The sequence below is a fragment of the Parabacteroides sp. HGS0025 genome (assembly GCF_000969845.1).
In the GTDB taxonomy this organism is placed as follows: domain Bacteria; phylum Bacteroidota; class Bacteroidia; order Bacteroidales; family Tannerellaceae; genus Parabacteroides; species Parabacteroides gordonii.
Genome location: NZ_KQ033902.1, coordinates 2054788 through 2075602, shown reverse-complemented (window position 1 = coordinate 2075602; position 20815 = coordinate 2054788). Strand labels below are relative to the sequence as shown.

11 protein-coding genes are annotated in these 20815 nt (G+C 44.2%); 1 reads left to right on the top strand and 10 read right to left on the bottom strand.

Translation table 11 applies throughout. The features are described 5' to 3' along the window. Positions 1–64: 64 nt before the first annotated feature. The 10 genes from HMPREF1212_RS07885 to HMPREF1212_RS07840 form a co-directional block, all read right to left on the bottom strand. Complete coding sequence (locus tag HMPREF1212_RS07885; RefSeq protein WP_046148990.1) at positions 65–2407, bottom strand: glycoside hydrolase family 3 N-terminal domain-containing protein; 2343 nt, start codon at positions 2405–2407, stop codon at positions 65–67. Positions 2408–2447: 40 nt separating this feature from the next. Then, complete coding sequence (locus tag HMPREF1212_RS07880) at positions 2448–3833, bottom strand: alpha-L-fucosidase (protein WP_046148989.1); 1386 nt, start codon at positions 3831–3833, stop codon at positions 2448–2450. Positions 3834–4011: 178 nt separating this feature from the next. Then, a complete protein-coding gene (locus HMPREF1212_RS07875; protein ID WP_082099847.1) occupies positions 4012–6402 on the bottom strand; it encodes a glycoside hydrolase family 95 protein in 2391 nt (796 codons plus the stop codon). 188 nt (positions 6403–6590) lie between these two features. Then, positions 6591–11264 (bottom strand): InlB B-repeat-containing protein, encoded by a 4674-nt coding sequence (locus HMPREF1212_RS07870; RefSeq protein ID WP_052724941.1) that lies wholly within the window; start codon positions 11262–11264, stop codon positions 6591–6593. Positions 11265–11485: 221 nt separating this feature from the next. Further along, entirely contained in the window at positions 11486–13141 is a 1656-nt protein-coding gene (locus HMPREF1212_RS07865) for a PCMD domain-containing protein (protein ID WP_046148988.1), read from the bottom strand. 7 nt (positions 13142–13148) lie between these two features. Beyond that, a complete protein-coding gene (locus HMPREF1212_RS07860; RefSeq protein ID WP_232430059.1) occupies positions 13149–13796 on the bottom strand; it encodes a hypothetical protein in 648 nt (215 codons plus the stop codon). 101 nt (positions 13797–13897) lie between these two features. Continuing rightward, entirely contained in the window at positions 13898–16018 is a 2121-nt protein-coding gene (locus HMPREF1212_RS07855; RefSeq protein WP_046148986.1) for a PCMD domain-containing protein, read from the bottom strand. Continuing rightward, the gene (locus tag HMPREF1212_RS07850) at positions 16015–17397 is read right to left on the bottom strand and encodes a DUF4493 domain-containing protein (RefSeq protein ID WP_052724940.1); all 1383 of its coding nucleotides are present in this window, start codon (positions 17395–17397) and stop codon (positions 16015–16017) included. The genes HMPREF1212_RS07855 and HMPREF1212_RS07850 overlap by 4 nt, the downstream gene beginning before the upstream one ends. 4 nt (positions 17398–17401) lie before the next feature. Then, complete coding sequence (locus HMPREF1212_RS07845; protein WP_052724939.1) at positions 17402–18175, bottom strand: DUF4493 domain-containing protein; 774 nt, start codon at positions 18173–18175, stop codon at positions 17402–17404. 28 nt (positions 18176–18203) lie between these two features. After that, on the bottom strand, positions 18204–19370 hold the full coding sequence (locus HMPREF1212_RS07840; protein ID WP_052724938.1) for a DUF4493 domain-containing protein: 1167 nt from the start codon (positions 19368–19370) through the stop codon (positions 18204–18206). Between the two features lie 282 nt (positions 19371–19652). Between HMPREF1212_RS07840 and HMPREF1212_RS07835 the strand changes: the two genes are divergently transcribed. Continuing rightward, complete coding sequence (locus HMPREF1212_RS07835; RefSeq protein ID WP_232430057.1) at positions 19653–20540, top strand: helix-turn-helix domain-containing protein; 888 nt, start codon at positions 19653–19655, stop codon at positions 20538–20540. Positions 20541–20815: the final 275 nt, after the last annotated feature.

Below are 20815 nucleotides of genomic sequence, written 5' to 3'. Positions count from 1 at the left end.
AATCCCCTACCGCATACAATATTAATAATAAACAATGTTCAGTATGCGGTAGCGGGAATTAAATTTATAATGTAAACTCCCCTTTCAGCCGGATATCATCCGAAGCGGCTCCAACCATTACTTTGAAGTCGCCGGGTTCTACTACCTGTTTCATTTCCATATTATAAAGAGATAGTTCCTCTTCGCCTAATGTAAATGTTATTTTCTTACTTTCACCTTTCTTCAAAGCTACACGTTCGAAAGACTTCAAGAGGATCGGAGCCTGGGAAACGGAAGCTACTTTGTCGCAGATATAAAGCTGAACTACTTCTTCGCCGTCACGATCGCCGGTATTAGTAACCGTGCAGCTTACTGTTTGCAGGATGTCTTTGCCATTGCCCTTCTGTATTTCCAGCCCGCTGTAATCGAATTGGGTATAACTCAGGCCATAGCCAAATGCGTAAAGGGGCGTTCCTTCTTCTTCCACATAAGCACGTTGTTTGCCTTGCGAATAGAACAAAGGCAACTGGCCTTCACTGCGGGGAACGGATACAGGCATACGTCCGGCCGGATTATAATCGCCAAATAAGACATCGGCAATGGCTGCACCGCCCTGTTCACCAGGATACCAGGCGGTGAGTAAGGCCTGTGCTTTTTCCGAAGCCAGATTCATATTCAACGTACGTCCCTGGATATAAACGACTACCAGCGGTTTGCCTGTGGCGGCCACTGCTTCGAGTAACTTCTCCTGATCGCCCAGCAGACGTAAGGTACTACGGTCGTATCCTTCGCCACAATCCATATCCGACAGGATCTGGTTTCCATCGGTAGAGACATCGGCTGCACCGGTTCCTATATATTTAGTCTTGAAATCACGGGCACTGGAACCACCTACCACCAGGACTACTGCATCTGCCGCACGGGCTGCATCCACAGCCGCCGGGACATTACTTGCCGTTACGTCACGGATGGCGCAACCCTTCACATAATTTACTTTTGTTGTAGGAGAGACAGCTTTTCGTATACCGTCGAGTACCGTAACGATTTCTTCACGTTCCTGCGGAGCCGTGTAGTCACCCAACTGGTTATACATCATATCCGCATTCGGGCCGATCACAGCGATGCTTCCGATATTCTTCTTCAGAGGTAATACTCCGTCGTTCTTTAGCAGGACAATTCCTTCACGGGCTACTTCGCGAGCCAGTCCCTTATGCGCTTTCGATCGTACTAACTGCTTGGCTTGCTCCGGAGAAACGTACGGATTCTCGAACAATCCCATGCGGAACTTCAAACGGAGCACGTTAGCCACCGCCCTATCGAGATCTTCCATTGTGATCAAGCCTTCTTCGTATGCTTTCTTCAGGTTCTTGCCATACGCATTTCCTCCCAGATCCATGTCGAGACCGGCTTTCAATGCCTGAACTGCGGCATCTTTATTATCTTTTGCCACCCTTGCTCCGACAATACCTTCGATACTGGTAAGGTCTGAATAGACAAATCCTTTAAAGCCCCACTGGTCACGAAGCACATCGGTCAACAGATATTTGTTGGATGTACAAGGAACGCCGTCGATCGTATTATAGGATGTCATAATCGTTCCTACTCCTTCTTCTACAGCTTTCTTGAAAGGAGGCAGATAATCGGAAAACAGCTGGCGCATACCGACATTGGCACGTGCACCGTTATGTCCGGCTTCAGGAATACCGTAAGCGGCAAAATGTTTTAATGTAGAGAAAAGGTGCTTACCGTCATTCTGAGTGTCTCCCTGCATCCCTTTCATAAAGGCTACACCTAGATGAGTCGTCAGCACAGGATCTTCACCGAATGTTTCTTCCATACGCGACCAACGGGGTTCGCGGGCGATATCCAGTACCGGGCCGTAACCGATGTTAGCCCCCTGCGAACGTGCTTCCAAAGCGATGGCCTCTCCCATACGGTACATTAACTCTGCATTCCAGGTACTTGCCTGTGATAAGGAAGTCGGGAAGACGGTGGTACCGATCGCCATATGTCCATGCGGACATTCCTCGGCAAACAATACGGGGATTCCGAGACGGGTTTCTTCCACGGCATATTTCTGCAAGGCATTTAGTGCTTTAGCCGATAATTCGGGATTCAGGCCTGTTTCCAACGTTTTCTGTGTCCAGGGATCGGCGCGAAGGACAGCCCAGAATGAACCGATAGGCATCGCTTTCATCCGTTCCTTGTAAAGATCGGAAGCGACTACACCATTCTTTGTTTTGGTGTACATTTCCCAACCCAGCGGACAACAGAGCTGACCGACTTTTTCTTCAACGGTCATGCGTCCTATCAGATCATTTACTCTATCTTCAACAGGAGCCGTAGCCTGTTTATACAACGGTTGCTGAGCCATAGCCTGTCCCGCAAAAGCGATAAGGCCGATAATTAAAGATGTTGTTTTACTCATATAATAACTGCTTGTTTCAAATATATTCTGAATTGAACCTTTATTTCTTTAATGTGAACTGTAAAGCTACCGGTTCGTTCTTCAATCCTTTCGGAAGGGTGACTTTTACTTTACCGTCTTTGCCGATGTATTTTACCGTTTTGTTTCCTTTCAGCATTTTCATTTTGCCGGTAGGGATATTTCCTGTCCATTCGATCGTTTCAGGAAGGTTTTCGCCATCGGGCAATGCATATATGGCATAGATCGTTTTGCCATCCTTATCAGCAGTGAACCAGACATTTCCATCATTATAAACCGGAGTGATACGTGTATTATAGATGGCTTTCCCGTTGGCTCTCAACCATTCGCCCACCACATGCAGGCGTTCGGTTACAGCCTCTTCAATAGTTCCCTGCGGAGTTGGGCCCACACCTAACAACAGGCAACCGCCTTTAGCCGTGATCTCAGCCAGCAGACTGATAACCTTTGTCGGTGATTTGTAAGGAGCATTAGGAACCCATCCCCAGTCGTTACTCAACGTGATGCAACTCTCCCAGGGGTTATTCAACTGGGTTTCGGGAATGCTGCGTTCCGGAGTCTGGTAGTTTTCATTTCTTCCTCGGATCGTACGGTCTACGGAGATCAGGCCGGGCTGGGTAGAGGTACGCACCTTTGTCAATAACTTATCCAAGTTGACATCATCGCCGGTTACCCAGCCGCCATCCAGCCAAAGGATATCGAACTTACCATAGTCGGTCATCAACTCATCCATCTGGTTGTAAGTAAATTCCTGATAATTCTTCCACCAGTCCGGATGGCGGTCTTTCTTATAATTCTGACGGCGGTTAGGAGTAGCAAAGTAAGGATTCCAGAACCATTCGCAATGCCAGTCCGGTTTGGAGAAATAACAGCCGATCATAAAGTCTTTCTGGCGGAAGGCATCGAACACATGGCGGGCTACATCCTTCCGAGGATCAGTGCCAAAGGGGCCGTTCGCTATGGAGAAATCCGTATATTTCGAATCGAACATACAGAAACCATCGTGATGTTTGGTAGTAAAAATCATATATTTCATTCCGGCATCCTGCATGATGTCCGCCCATTTAGCGGGATCAAATAGTGTCGGGTTCAGGGAGTCCTTCAATCCCCAGTACCACTTCTTGTATTCGTCGTACGTCAGATCTTTTTTGCGGGAGATCCAGTCTACGTCTTCGGAGCAGATAGACCACGACTCGACAATTCCGGGAACCGAATAAAGTCCCCAGTGAAACAAAACTCCGAACTTCTGATCCTGCCATTTATCCAGCTTATTCAAAACCTGTTGATCTGCAGGCCATTCGTAATCGGTTGAACGTTGATGGACGAATCCTTGTACTTCTTGGGCGCTTACATTCATAGTCAAAGCGGCGCCAGCTAAACATCCGAATAGTGTTTTCAGGATTTTCATAAAATAATCGTTTTAATTATTGTATAATATTAATTTTTCGTTTAAGTCAAACGGTGTCCGGTATTAAAATATCACGGCAAGGTACAGATAAAATCCCAAATGTCAAAATGTACAGCTGACAATATGTAATAAAAAAAGATGTATGGATCTTTCTGACCCATACATCCTTCCATCCTATTTATTCCAAAGAACCATCCAATACGACGGTATGTCCTTTTGCTAATTTCACTGATTTAACGATGTCGCCATACCGCACCGGGATCGTTTCATCTCCTTTCGTCCGGTCGGCCTTGATCATTGCTTTAGTCAATTTCCCTCCTTTCCAGAAAATATCGACTTCATATCCACCCCGGGCACGTAGGCCGGTAACGGAACCGTCTGGATATTTGGCCGGTAAAGCAGGCAGCAGGTTAATCTCGCCGGCATGGCTTTGCAGCAACATTTCGGTGACAGCTGTCGTGATACCCAAGTTACCGTCAATTTGCCAGGAGCCCATGAAGAGACTGGTCAGGTTGGGATGCAGCGCCAAATCGAAATGACGGTCAATCACACGTTGCACGCTGTCGGGCTCTTCGAAACGCGCCCAATAGATTGCCGGGAAAGTGCCTGTCCAGCTACCGCTGTTATAGGAATAGCCGGGACGGCGGTACTCAACGGTCTTACGGAAGGCCTGAGCCAGTTCGGGAGTGCCGCGCAACGTGATCTGGTTGCCAACGGCAAAAGCCCATCCATGCCCCACCTGTCCGCTGGCCGGATCAGCAGGTTCCCAATCGTCGTTCCATTCCTGTAGCTGACCGGTTCGCGGGCTGATCTTCATAGGAGCCAGCTTGGCATACGCTTTCGCGACCTCCTCCTTAAATGCCCCGTCATCCAATATCTCTGCGGCATTCATCGTATTCTCAAACAGGGCGCGGACGATCTGCATATCCTGAGCCGAGCCAACACAAGCCCACCCGATTTCTCCATTCGGCTTCACATAACCGTTTTCAAACGATTCGGAAGGGATAGTTACTAGGTAACCGTCTTTATCTGTCTGAAGGTTATCCAGATAAAACAGAGAGGCATTCTTCAACAGGTCATAATTCTTCTTCAGAAAATCTTTATCGAGCGTAAAAAGGTAGTGTTCCCAGATATGCTGGCAAAGCCATGCTCCGCCCACCTGGAACAAAGAGTATAGCCCGGTTCCTCCCACCATCCAGGTCGTACGCCAGATATCCAGATTATGATGTGCCACCCAGCCACGCGAGTTGTATAAGTTTGCGGCCGTTTTCGCTCCGTCTACCGATGCTTCCCGTATCATGTCGAACATCGGGGCATGACATTCGGAGAGGTTCGTGATCTCTGCCGGCCAGTAGTTGATCTCGGCGTTGCAGTTGATCGTCCAGTTGGCACTCCAGGCAGGTTGCATATCCTGATTCCAGATGCCCTGCAGGTTCGATGGTTGCGATCCGGGACGGGAAGCCGAGATCAGCAGGTAACGTCCGAACTGGAAATAAAGGGCTGTAAGAGCCGGATCGTCACCGGGTTTGTAATTGGCGATCCGTTCGTTGATCGGCAAAGAGGCTTCAGGTGATTTCCCCAGATCGATACTGACACGGTCAAAAAGAGAGGAATAGTCTGCCACATGCGATTGGTACAGGCTTTCATACTCTTTCGTTTTCAATTGGGAAATATACTTTTCGCAGGCGGCTTTCTCATCCCTGCCATTCGCATAAGGGTCTTTATCAAAGCCGTTAAAGCTGGTCGCAGCCACAAAAGTCAAGGTGGCTGACGAGGCATCTTTCACATGCAACCGATCTCCGGCTGCCGTCATTTCACCATCCGACTGCTTCACCTGCAAACGACCCTCAAAGCGCATGCCTTTTCCCTCCATATAAACGGGAGAATGTACTCCCGTATAATTGGGGTCGGTATGGAAAGGAGCCTGCCCGTTGATCACTACCTGGTCACCATCGGTCTTCGTCTGATGGTTAACCTGGCTTCCCAGGCCGGCTGTGAACGCTATTGCCTTCTTTTTATCTGCCGAGACATTCATCACGATGGCCTGGTCGGGAAAAGAGGCGAACAGTTCACGCTTATAGTTTACCCCGTTCCGAGAATAGGTGATCGTAACCACTCCCCTGTTCAGATCGAGCTCCCTTCTGTAGGCCGAGACGTCTCCGTCGCCGTCCCACTCGAGCAGGATGTCGGCCAACGGCATATAATTCTGATTCCAGGGCCCCAGCATATTGGCATCGATCACTTTCTGGGCTTCCAGATTCTTTTCCTCCAGCAACAGCCGGCGTATTTCAGGAAGACATTTGTAAGCTCCCGGCCGTTGCAGGTCACGCGGTTCGCCGCTCCAGAAAGTATCATCGTTGGTTCGTATCGTATCCTGTTTCACACCTCCATAGATCATACCTCCCAAACGTCCATTGCCGACGGGAGTCGCTTCATACCAGGAAGCGGCAGGCTTATCCATATAAAAGATAGTGGAAGAAGGGATGTCTGCCGGAGACTGTTTGTCCGTACAGGTAATCAATATTGCCGGCATAAGGCAACAAATCATTGTCAAGAAAGAGTTTTTCATAATATCCGATCTTTAAAATTAAGAACTAACCACCTTATTAACAGGCGAGAACGACACAAAGATAAGATTTGTACCAATACAACTACCGATTTCATCAACAAAATACATTAAAGTTTCCTTTTAAGGAAAAAGCAGCCAGAGTTTGTATCATTCAACTCTGACTGCTCTCATATGTCTTTAATTCAAATTTATCGAATAATTATTTTTTGGGTTACCGTATTTCCTACTTTAATCAAATAACAACCTTCCGGCAAAGCATGTGAAGAACATCCTTCCGGAATCCTTTTCTCTAAAAGCATCCGTCCCGATAACTCCCAAACTCTTAAAAAAGTATCTTCCGCAGTTTCCACATACAACCTGCCGGACAAAACATACATTCGTATTGCGGACAAATGAATATTTTCATTTGCCACGGCCATATCTCTCCGCATAAACACAGCCTGCAAACTCACATCCCCATTGACCGCATAAGGATACGGGTTCAAGGTATTCCCATCATCCCACTTCACAAAGATATTTCCCGGATCAGGAGTAGCCAAGAAAGTCACCCGGCTACCATATTTCACCTTTCCGGAAGGACTGACCGATGCTCGCCCACCCTCCGGCATTAAACATTCCACTTCGTAAGTATCAAGTTTCAAACCATCGATTTCAATTTTCACCTCTTTTTCCACATTGGTAAGAGAATAGACCAAAGTATGACTTTTACTGGCGGCACGCATGGACAATCCCTCTTCCAATAACTTGCCGTTAGCGATGACCTTCACCTCGCTTTGACTGTATCCGGGCAGAAGCACGACTTTGAACGGCATCTTGCCCCCTACCTCAACCGAATGTACATCCACCTGCACGCCGACACCTGCACCGACCACGTTCGGGAGTTGTATCTTGGCGTAGTCACCTTTTCCAGATCTCGGCTGGAACAATGGCAGTAATCCGGAAGCCTCACGAACCGTTACGATACGCGGGTTATCACTATTCCCGTCATTCCATTTGTAGAAATACTGTCCGTCAGGAGCCGTTGCCAACAGGGAGATCATCGACTCCGGATAGAGCCGGGCTTTCATCGCATCCGTCGCCGTCGCAATGTCAACGGCTGATACATGCTCTGCCAACTTCAATTTCACACTGTCCTTCACGACTCCTTCCAGCGAGATGGAATAGTTCCCGGCAATCCGATACAGGCTATACACACCTTCCTCATTCGCCGTCAACTCCACTCCGTTCGCCTTGACGATCAGATTCTCCCCATGATATCCATCTGCAAAACGCAGGTAGAAATGGAACTTACCACCTTGCAGTACTTCGGTCGAATAACCGGACAACGGTTTGACCGCCACACCTTCCAATACAGGAAGGGTAATCGTGAAATATTTGGCATCCGGCACAAAGACAGCCTCCAATGTCGTATCGCTCGTTATCGTGAAAATGCCCGGATTGGCCTGGCTTCCGTTCTTCCAACCTCCGAACTTATAGTTCAGGTCGGGCACGGCCGTTACCGAAATCTGCTTAGAACAAGGCAACGTAAGCGAACCATCGCTACCGTCTTCCGTAAAATGAATATGACCTCCCTCCGCTGCTTGTTCCAAAGTAACTGTATAAGTCACGCTTTCCAATCCCTTCACCGTAATCTTCACATCCTTGGAAGCGCCTTCCACGCGATAAATGCCGTTGGCGTTTGCCGTCAATACGGAATCGTTTGCTAATACGGTCATCGAATCCAACGACTGGAAATAGTTCCTGTCTACTTCTAAAGAGAATTCGAACGCACCTCCGGAAGCGATTGCCGAAACCACCTCACCTCCCAACGGATTGATAGCGGTAATGCCAGCCGGCAAATCGAAGGTAACCAGTAGCTTCTTCACACCGAATCCCATATCCCGCACGGTCACTCCGTCTTTATAACCCTCCTTGACTGCAAATGCTTTCAGGGTAATGAGTTGCTTTGCATCGGTGCTCACCTCGAAAGGTTCTTCATAAAGCCGTTTCGGACTGTCACTGATCGAATAATAGAGTGTCGTGTTTTCATCCGTCTTTTTGAGAGTTACTTTCACGACTGTTCCCGTAAGCATATTGTCGGTGTTTTCCGGGTCGGTGATGATCTCCGGCGCGGAAGCTGCCGTACGCGCATCTTCAAAGATGGCGGAGATATACAAGTCGTTTGCAGGCATTTTGATGGTCTGGGGGCTGGTGGTGTATGTCTTTCCACCGATCGACAAGGCTTTCAGGCCATACTTCGCATCCGTATGCGTTGCCGTAATCGTGATTTCCACGCCTTCCCCGACCTTGTCGCCCGAAACCAACAGGTCTCCTCTCCGCTTTACCTCGATCTTTCCGTTTTCCGGTTGGGTAAAGCGAACCATATAACCAGGTTTCCAGGTGGCATAGAATGTCTTGTCGCCCGATTCACCCTTTTCAATCTTCGTTACAGGTCCCACCGTCAACATATCGTCGGCATACCAACCGGCAAATGTAAATCCGGGACGGATAGCATTCGTCGGCAACTGTTTCGATTCTTCTGTCGTATAGGTATCATCGGGCAATTCTTCCCCGTGAAACATATCGTAATGGATCTTGAAGTGCTTCGGTCCCCATTTGGCGTATAAGGTGAGGTCGCCGCCAATACTTCCGGATGTATTTTTATCATACGGCTTAGTAAAACCGGCATCCACAAACCAACCTTCAAAATCGTAGTTCGTCTTATAAGTACGCTTATCTATTTCAATCGGTTGTCCATACGTAAACGGGAAACTACCCTTGATTTCGGAACCGCCATTCGTTACGAACGACAAATGATATATTTTCGGTGTCCATCGGGCATAAAGGGTTTTATCACCGGTTTCGTAATAAAACACATTCTCCATATATTTCGTTCCCCCTTCATTCGCGGTGAACCATCCGACAAAATCATAATGTTCTTTCTTCGGCTCAGGTAGTGTAACAACCTCTGCCACGGTGTATGTCTTTTTGGCATCAGCAGGAAGAGTTCCACCATTTGTTACATAAGCAAGTTTATAATCATAAGCTTTCCAATGTGCATAAAGAGTTATCTTTTTCTTATCTGATCCTGATTGTGGAGCAATTGAGGTGTACTTGTTTCCTCCTTCAGGTTGATCGAACCAACCCAAAAACTCCCAACCTCTTCTTTCCGTCTCAGGCATTTCAGATTCCTTTACACCTTTTTCCAAACTATACTCTTCACTATGTACGGCACTTCCACCTCTTGGTAAAAACAAAATATCATAGTTAGCCTCTTCCCATTTTGCATACAGCCGGATTGTCACCTTTGATTCATCCGTTGAAGAAGTTGTCCCCATCTTTTTATCTATCGGGAAGGTTGTAATTCTTTCATCTTCGTTATATTCTGTATTGGGGAACCAACCTTTAAACGCATATCCTTCTTTCCATACCGATTCTCCGGCAAGCCATGTGAGTCCACCTATTTTGTCTGATGTGTACTGAATTGACGGTCGATCCATCTGCCCTCCTTGGGGATCATATTGAATTGTAAATTCAATCAATTTCCAAGATGCATATAGATTCATACTTTCAGTTCCGGGAGAAACAGATTCAACCAATGTTCCATCCTTTTGCTTCCAGCCTGTAAAAACACGATCTTGTTTCTCCGGCTTTGGCAAAACCGGTATACCCTTCTCTATATCGCGTGTATAATTGTCGTATATCTGATATTTCGTATCCCCATCATAAAAATCCACCTCATACGGTTCCGGGCTCCATTTGGCGTAAAGGCGTAAAGGGTTACCGTAAAAATCTTTATTCAATTCTGTTATTTGAGAACCACTGAAATTCCCATTGTCAAACCAACCTTCGAATTTATAGAAAGGTTTTATGGGCCTTTCAAAAGTAAAAACTGTCTCCACAGTATATGTATCCGGATTATTTGATTCTTTTTGCCCGCCGTTGCGTTCATAAACTATCGGATAGTCGACAGGTTTGAATTGAGCCGTAAAACTTCTATCTCTGAATGATGTTCCCTGCTTTATCGTAACAGTTGGTTCCACTCGTTCTACATCGGAAAGGTCATAACGCCACCCTAAAAATTCATAATGTCGCTTAGACAAAGTCGGCAATGTAATATCGGGAGACTCAACAGTGTAGGTTGGACTTGGCTGTGTACCCGACGTGATTGTTCCACCGTTCAGATCACAATTAAAATTGTAAGTGATTGGTTTGATTTCGACAGTGCCATTTACATTTGTGTCAGTCATTGATTGTAACAGATTTCCTTTATATGCACCATAACCTTGGACCAGTATTTTATCCAAAGAGAGATTGGAAACAATTGCTTTACTTCCACTCGTCCAATCACTACCACTGATTGTCCCTGATTTTAAAGAAATTGTTCCATTTTCTATCTTTAAAGTTTCAGTATAACCTGTAGTAGCAGTAGATTGTAATGCTCCTCCTTCCATTGATAAAGTCCCTCCTTTTACTCTTGCAGAAATCGCATGTCCTGTTGTCGCCTTTGCATAAATTTCCCCAGACTTAATAATCAGTTTTCCTCCTAAAAGATCAATACCTACAGCTTCTTTTGTTCCTGTTTCCGAATGAATCGTACCATTTTCAATCGTCACAGAACCATTACTAATAGAAAATACAGTTATTGATTGGAACGTTTTAGCATATTTAATCGTTTTTCCATTCAAGTCTAACTCAACATCTTTTGAGATTGTGATTGTACCTCCTAAATCTATATTGGCCGTCAACTTAATATACCCACCATTAGCAATAGCATTCTTTAATCCACTTTCATTACTAACCTCTACTGCATATCCCACAACCGGAGACATCATTCCTATCAGCCATACCAACCAAACAACAAATACATTTTGTCTTTTCATTGTTTATTTCCTCCTCCTCCGAAAACTGTTTCCACCATCTTCCTTGTTTTCAGGCTTATTTAATTTTTAATCTAAATTACAATCAATTCCTATCCTACCTGTCAGACAAACCTTTACCCTGTCAGCAAGCAGTGCAAAAACTACATACCAAGTAGACATACCCTCTACTTATCGAGTAGATTTGGGCTTACTCGATAAGCAGATTATTTATCCATTGCCAATTACTCAAACACCAACTCCAACTCATCCAACAGCAACACGCTGCTCGTGCTTCCCGTAAAGAAATCGCCATATTTGCTGGCGGAGGCTACGATGAGAATGTATGTCGGTTTAGTTGTCTGGTCGCAATATTCCAGGTCGATACGGAACTGGATATAATCCTTTACCGTTTCACCCTGTATGAGTTGCCCGAAAGCGACAAGGTTTTCATTGTTCCAGGTCAGATCGACAAACGTTCCCGTATTGGTATTGACCTGAAAAGGAGCCGTCCATCCAGAAAACAATGCCATATAAATATGGCAGGAATCACGCCGCCCCGCCAAATCCAGATAAGGAGCTTTCGTCTTGTCGATCACGCCAGAATTATACTTATAATATCCTTTCAATGCCGAAGGACGACCCGTATAAGGACGACCGAAATTCAAAGAAGCACCGCTCAGTCCCTCCACCTTGCCGAATGTTCCCGTATAAAGACTACCAGCCGCGAAGACACCCGCCACCGTCTTACTTTCCAGACGTGCCGCCTTGCCTCGAACCACATCGCTCGTCTCCGGCGAAGTCGGATTGGCTTCCCCTACCGCATTGGAACCTTTGTTTCCAGAATCCCAAAAATAATTCTCCGGTTCCAGATCCAGATTGGCATACCAACTTTTTCCGTCTTTATACCAATCGTCCAAAGAAAGGTTCGGGATCAATTGGATAGGTTCCGTCTCGAATGTTTTCACATCTTCCGTGACGCCATCGACAGTCAATTCATATTCATAGACCTTGCCCGGTTGGAGATGCGTGAATTCCAACGTAAAGTTGCCCGCTTCATCGATATCGATCTCGCTCGAAAGCACATTTTCCCAGCGGTCATTCGTATCCGCCTTAGTCTCCACTTCCTGCTTCATCCGATAGCGAGCGGAAACCATGCCCGTCCGTGTATTTCCCATAACACAAGCATGCTTTGCCCAAGCCGACACTGAAGTGAAAGACATTCCCGCTGGCGGATAGGCCACACTGACCGTCCACTCCTCCGTCTCGCCGAAAGCGGTAAACAGGAAGGTGCGGGGACGTGTAAAGTCGGTAACCGACTTCAGATCGGGCATGACCGTTGCCGTCGAACCGCCCAGGCTCAACGTTTCAATCTCAATATTGCGCAAAGAAGGTTGCAAAAGCGAGTCTACATATACAATTACATTGTGCGTATTCTTATCAATCAACGCACTACCCAACTGATTTTTCACCGTCACCTGTTGTTGGATATCATGCTCTACCGTCACTTTCCACGAATAATCCTGATAAAGACGAAGGATAAAAGAGACAGGCTTCTTAAAATTCATTCGCGTATCTGCCGTAGGCGGCAAGCTGTCCACATGAACAAAGCCGGTATCTGGAAAATGCGCAAAGTTAAGGCACGCCTCTTCGTCGGGGATCACCGTCATGCCATCTGTCACAATCATTTTCTCAATTTTAAGATTGGCCAAGTCCAGACTATCCGCAACCTTGACGGCAATCGCAGCAGCCGCCTTGTCTATCTTCATCTGAGTCTGCCCCTGCAAAGCAAACTCATTGATTTCCCCCACGATCGTAGGATAAGGCAAATCGTTCTTCACACATCCTGCCAAAAGAACAAGAATAACCCCAAATAGTATGAAAAGCTTTACTTTCTTCATAAATCAGTTACAAATAAAAGACTATACCGAGATCTACGGACAGCAGATTGATCTTGAAATTTGCCGAACTGGAAGTACGTTTGCCTTTATATACCTGATCACGCGTCTGATCGTACCAGTTAAAATTAAGGCCTGCCACACTGACGGAAGCTTCCACGGCTGCAAAATCATTGACGAATACCGTGATACCGGGTGCTACACCGATATTCAGGTTATGTTTCAACTGGTATAAGCCGGAGAGGTCGACTCCCGTTCCGGAATTTCCATTGCTTTCGGAATAGCCATACGATACCCTTGCCTCGTTGAACAACCCGAACCGTTTGCTATCGCCCAAATTCAGGTAGGTACGTAAAAAGACCGCAGTAGTAAACGTATTGGAAGTACTGTTATAGTCGCTGACATCAAAACTCAAATCATCCCCCAACTCCAAAGACAGGTTATTCAGGTTCGTCACGGTACGCCCATAAGCAAAGCGTCCTCCGATACTGATATTGTCGCGTATGAAATAGCTGACCAAAGGTGTCACCTTGAATGTATATCCATCGCTCGTTATATCTTTCAGTACGGAAAGAAATTCAAAATTATCGTCCACATGCTCGGAGTATGAGAACGTTGTACCTACCATCCATTGCCCTTTCGGGATAAAGGTCTTCATGACAATCCCACGGTCGTACTTGTTTTTCTTTGCTTGGACGGGCAAAGAAAAACAACATATAAACAATAGGATTAAAGAAAAGGAAGATTTCATATTCCTACTTATTCAAATGATTTATTGTTATAATCAAAACTTAATTCAAACTCATCCAAGTATAGCGTACTACCAACTCCACCCGTAAAATAATCACCATACTTACTTGAAGAAGCGACAATTAAGATATAAGTCGGTTTCTTCTTTATGTCCCGATACTTAATATCAATCTCAAATTTCTGATATTCCTCCATAGTAAGACTAGCTTCTGCATCACTCAATTCTCCATAAGCCAAAACATACGGAGCTGATAAATCCACAAATGTTTCTGTTTTCGTATTAACAGTAAATGGAGCCGTCCAATCACATAAGACAATATAAATAATACACTTGTCCATTGAACCTGGCTTTAGTTCTCCATGTTCACCCTTTTTTATCTCTTTCGGAATATATTTATAATAACCAGTCAATTTTGTTGGACAGCCTGTATAAGGACGACCAAAATTCAAAGATGCACCACTCAGTCCCTCTACCTTGCCAAATGTTCCTGTATAAAGACTACCAGCAGCAAAGACACCTGCCACCTCCTTACTTTCCAAACGTGCTGCCTTACCTTTTATTACAACTATTTCTTCTGGAGATGTCGGATTAACTGCACTTAGGGTATTAGCACCTTTGTTCCCTGAATCCCAAAAATAATTTCCGGACAAATCTAAGTTAGCATACCAGCTCTTTCCGTCTTTATACCAATTATCAAAATTCAAATTTGGTACAATTGGTGTATCAGCAGTTATAAACTCTTTAACATTACCTTCCACATCCTCACCAGCCAATGCTTGATAACAATATTCAGTATTCGGTTTCAAGTCCTTAATCACTTGTTCAAACGAACCATCACCATTTGCATTAGCAGAAATCTCTTGTGCAGAACCTACTCCTACACTTTTTTCCCAATATTTAAATCTTACATTTTCTTTTTCATCCGAAGATCCTTTCAAAAAAGCAAAAGTAGCAAATGCATTGGCATCATCAGTTTCAGCTGGTAAATCCGGAGCGATTATCAATGAAAAGTCGATCGCCGCCTCTTGATTCAAACTATCCAATACCCTGATTGCAAAGGAATGTGTCTCCGGTGCTTTTAAATCAGACCAAGAATATGCATTCTTCAACAATTCATTTAATTCAACGACCTGTTCTCCCTCCACAGACTTATCAATATTCAAATCAGTAGAACTAAATCGAGCAGAATTTACATCGATCTTTACCTCTTGAATACCGGTTGGGACATCCAATGTCAATTGTGGAGCCGGATCAGGCAATGGTTGCTGTTCCCCATTCTTCAACGGCTTCCAACTTAACGATTTATTTTCTCCATCTTCCTCCCCAAATCCGGTAAGTTTTAATTTGGGTACACCTTTTCCAAATAAACTTTCTTCTTCTTTAATAAATATATTGTATTGTATCTCCTCATAATTAGTAGAGTCGATCTCTATTCCAAAGTCTGCTCCAGCTTCTTTATCCTCTCCCTCATCAGCCAAATCAAATTTGAACTTATAATGATACTGAGGTTTGATATCCGGATATATCTTCCGGATCACAAACTCGTTACCATCCCGATTCACCAGTTTCAATGAAACGGTCAGTTCCTCCGGTGTAAAATAGCCGGAACGATATTCATCACGGGTAAATGTCAAAGAACCGGAAGAGTTGCTTACAGTAGTACCATAATGAGAAAAATAGTCTTTCATATTCTCGGAATACAATACCGATACTTTCGTATTGGTTATCTTACAAACCACTTGCGCACTGGTGATCTCCCCTTGTTTGACTTCAACCTCTTCTTCTCCTCGATACAAAGGGGTTTCCCAACCTGCCTCACCGGTATGGTTCGAACTAACGGAAACAATATATTTCCCCACGGGAAGCGTCATCCGCTGGTCTTTTACGTCCGAAAGATAATCTTTATATGTATTGACCGTATCCCGATTCATATCCAACACATCTACCCGAAGTGACTCGAAAGTAACTCCCGTTTGCGCCTTGGTATGTAAAGTAGCATCTCCTTCCACATTCAGATACAAATACCCTGACGGTATCAGATTGTTCTTGTCTTCTTCACAAGCAAACAGGACAATCAATAAACAGGACAAAAAACTATATAATACCGATTTATATTTTATTCCTTTCATTCATCAACCATTTTTATTGTTAATGTTGCCGAAGCCGATTTACCCGCTTCATCCACAGCTTTAATTGAGAAAGAATATGTACCTTCTCCTACAATTGCAATAAGAGGCACAAAACTTGTAATATCGAAAACATTGCTCACTGCTCCTTTTGTAGGAATTGCCAATTCCAAGTCACTCAATTTCTTTTCCAGATCCGCACTCAGATTACACATATCAAAATTATGATCAATCCCTACCATATCCAAGGCTTCCCACATTGATTCAGAAATACTGACTTGCAAAGAGGCCAATTTTCCCGGGGTATTGATATTTACTTTTACTGTCCTTTCCGGCTTGGATTTAGGAACCACAATTGCTTCCGAAATATTGAAACCTTGTCCAACGATAGACGGAAGTAACTTATCTCCCTCTCCCGGCTCGTTCCCCCCCGGCACATCCGGCTTATCCACCTCCACGAAATCGGAAGGCACCTCTATTATATAGTTCTTTTCAACCAACGATACATCCACCTTGATGGTCGGAGCGGAAGAAGGATATTCCGGTTCTTCAGGATCTGTCGGTCCTTCCGGTTCATCTGGTTCCGAAGGTTCATCCGGTCCCGGGTTGTCGGGATTGTCTGGATCTGAAGGTTCACCTGGTTCATCCGGTCGGGCGTCAATAGCGTCTAGTTTGATATACAAATTGTTATGTTCCTTGATCTGTTCGTCTTTCGACAAGTCGCACGAATAGGTATAGGATTCCCCTTTATAGGTTGTCGTATAGATTGTAAAGCGTAACGTCCCGGTATTTCGGAGATAGGCGGAACGCAACTCGTCCGATGAGATCGTTAAGACCCCCGTCCCGTTGTCCACCACGATCGTATAATCACTTCTAAAACTGTCGAAGAACTGGTCGGAAAGGTCGAACTGAACTTTCTTGTTCGATAAACGACAATTCGCTTCGATCTTCACCACTTCCTTGGCAGAAACCACGCAAGTCGTATCTCCTTCATAGTAGGGAGTATCGAAACCGGCATCCGGATCGTCGCCGCTAAAAGCCCGAATCGTATATTTGCCGGCAGGCAACAACAATTCTCCATCCGCCTTCAATACCGCATACGAATCGTAGCTCTTCACCACCTGCCCCACGCTGTCGAGTATCGAGACACAGAAATCGTCCGTAGCCAAATATATATTCTCATTCTCCGTCTCCCCTTTCGTCCCAGGCACGGCTGCTTCCCGTTCCGCTACTACATGAAGATCCAGCAGGCCGACATTTTCCGGCACACCCTCTTCTTCATTACCTTGCCCCTGTCTGAACAAATCCTTTTTCATCTCGCATGAGACGAAAAGCAACAGGCAACACAACGCCCAATATGTAATCGGTTTTACCATACTCATTCTCCTATTCCATTAATGCACTTCTTAAAGATACCGTCTCCGGCTGGTCGCCCGCATCCAAACGGATGATATAATACTCGCCTGTCTTAGGCGTATCCCCTTGATTCGTGATCCGCCAAACACGTTCCGGATATACCTTACCACCCATAGTCATGGTCACTTTCACGACCAGTTCTTCACAGCCTTTCAAAAAATAAACCGGCTTCATTTCGTCTTTCGAAAACTCATACGAGGCAGTGCCGTTCGACACATTCACCTTATAGTCATAATTTTCAGGCTCCTCTTCCAGCAACCCCTGAAACTGATCGGACAAAACCAACTCTACCCCCAAGCTTTTATAGACACACTTCAAAGTCACCTGCGTAGTCCGCTTCTCCTCTATCACAAACGGATGGCTTCCGCCCTCCACCTCGAAATAAGGACCATTGGAATACTCTTTCCCGTCAGGTTTAAAAGAAGAGGCGAACGCCGTGTAGTTGCCGGTTGGCAAAATAACAGGCAGCCCTTCGTCGCGCATGGCTGTCAACGAGGCAAACTCTTTGGCGACTTCTCCTTTGTCATCCAATATCTTTATATAAAAATCATCTACCGACACATCGCTGAAATCGGCCGACCGCGTGATCACCGGTATCACTTGTTCCGTAGACATACCGGCAATCATATTCAAACCTCCCGTATTTTCCGGGAAAACAAGCAGGTTGTCTGCCTCATTTTCGCCACACCCTGCCATACAAAACAAAGCGAACGACCCTAAAATAGATAGTATATGCTTTTTCATTATTCTATTACTCTTCATTTACATCTTCTTATTTGGGCAAAAATACTTTTACGTCAAAAGTGACCTCATCCGTATATTTCGGTTTGTCATTCGCATTATGCCCCAAAATGGAAAAATGATACAAATAGAACGAAACACTTTCTTCCGGTTTTGGTGCTTCCAGATTATTCAAGACATCCCATAAGAAGACCTGTCCGTTCTTTATGTTTCTCAGATTAATATTCTGCTTTTCACCGGATTGCCAGGAGAACTTTTGAGCTATTGCTTTGGCAACCCCTTCATCCGTGGCAAGATCTATGATCTCGGCCTCTTCTTCATACAAATCGTCTCTCCAATATTTGATCTGCAAAGAACCGACACCGGCAAGCATTTTAAAACCGACCGTCATGCCATCACCGGATGTACCATCCACTACGGGAACCTCAACCTTATCACCCGAGTGAAAGTTAACGGGATGTAAATCAGGCTTGGTAAATTCTTCCCACATGAAATCAGGAATATCTATAGGAATATCCTTGTTAGTCAACTCATCGTCCAGCACAACATCCAGTCCAATTCCGTTGAAAGCACCGCCATCCGTCTTAAATATCAAATGGACATTCTGCTGACGTTCCAGTTTGATCGCATTGGGAACAAGATATGTACTCGATTGCTCTTCTCCCCTTTTCTGTACCCGAATCCGGACTGTCATATCTGTTCCCTCCTTCGCAACCTGAAGATAAGCCGGACGAGATTCATCTTTGGTGATTTCAAATTCTTCGGATGTAAAAGGAGTACTGAGCAACACTGAATAATCCTCATAAGCTTCCTGGAACACAGATGTATATTCAGCCGTCACACGCGCATTACCCAACGAACAAACGACCTCCAACGGAGTATCCATACTTTCTTTTACCACAAAAGAAGAGTTTCCTTCAAAATAAGGATTTTCAAAAGCAGCGGGAAGATCATCGCCATTCGAAGCAACCAACCTGTAAACACCTTCCGGCAACTCTATTTCTGACGGCATAATTCCAAAACGCTCATACGATCTTATCGTATCCTGATCGTCTAAAATATGAATCCGGTAATCATCGACAGTCAAAAAACGTTCGAATTCATCTGAAACAGCCTTTGTCAAATCGGAATTTATTCCTTTTCCTCGAGAAGTAGTATCGGCCACCAAATTCAGACGAAGTTTACCCACATGAGCCATTGATCCATCTTTTCCATTCGTGCAAGCAGAGTGATTGATTATCAAAAACAACACCCCTAAAAACGGCAAAACCAACACCCTGTTCTTTAATAATATTTGTGATTTAGCAATTTTGAATCTCAACTTTAAATATAAAAAAAACTCCCTATACGACTCTCTGTATCTCATCTTACAATTTGTATTTTATGGGATACAAAATAACTTCAAAATCAACAAGATTGCAAGACCCTGTTATCTATATATAATAATTTTATCACTATTTAACTGTAACAAATATAAAATATGTTTACCTTTGAGATACCCAAACAAGCCGTAAAGCAAATTATGAAAGTATATAACAATCCTGAAATTAACATTTCAGAAGACTGGTTCATGGGGTACTTGACACCTGAAAATATGAAGTTACTCAACCCGCATATTAAGTCATTATGCTGGTTGAAAATGGAAATGTTTATTCTTTGCCTCAAAGGTGAAGCGGAGATATTTATAGATTTGAATCACTATTTAATCAAACCTGGTAGTTTTATAACAATCTTACCTGAAACAGTCTTACAAATACAAGCTATAAAAGAAGATATACAAATTTATATCCTAGCTTTCTCTTCTGACTTTATTAATAAAAATCATATAAATAACATACACCTGTTTAATACAATCAAAAAAGCACCAGTCATTGAGTTAAAAAGACAATCGGAACAATTCATGAAAGATTATTTTTTATTCCTCACTAAAACATATAATTCATCCATAACCAAACTAAATGACAAAATACTGATTTATCTGTTTAAAGGAATATGGTTTGGTGTTGAAAGTTTATACAATACAACAATAATCTATCCAACTCGCTATTCCAGAAACGAGCAGATAAGTATAAATTTTCATCGATTGGTCTTGTTGCACTATACCGAACAACGTAATGTAGCCTGGTACGCCGACCAGTTAGGAATAACACAGGCTCATTTAAGTACGGTCATAAAACAGACAACCGGAAAAACATGCATCGAAACCATTACTTCAATGGTAATAATGAAAGCCCAAATACAACTAAAGTCAACAAATCTTGCAATACAAGACATTGCCAAATCTTTAAATTTCAACAATATGTCTTTTTTCGGAAAATATTTCAAACGCAACGTAGGGATAGGACCGTTAAAATATAGAATTAACTAATTCTTCATACATTAAGTAAACGAGCGAAAGCCCGATTACCCAACAATATGACCATACGAGGGGGAGCTTATACCTATCGAAAAAATCCCGTTCGAAAAAAGACAAATCTTCTTCATTCTGAATCAGCAGCATATGTTCTGTATAGGCAGTAAGCTCCCGTACTCACTTATCAATGTCTCATAAATAAGAACTATAAAATTACATATCCAAGGGAAATTTTCAGAATATGATTAGAGATATTTGTTCTAAATCGCATACTAAATAAAAAACAAGCC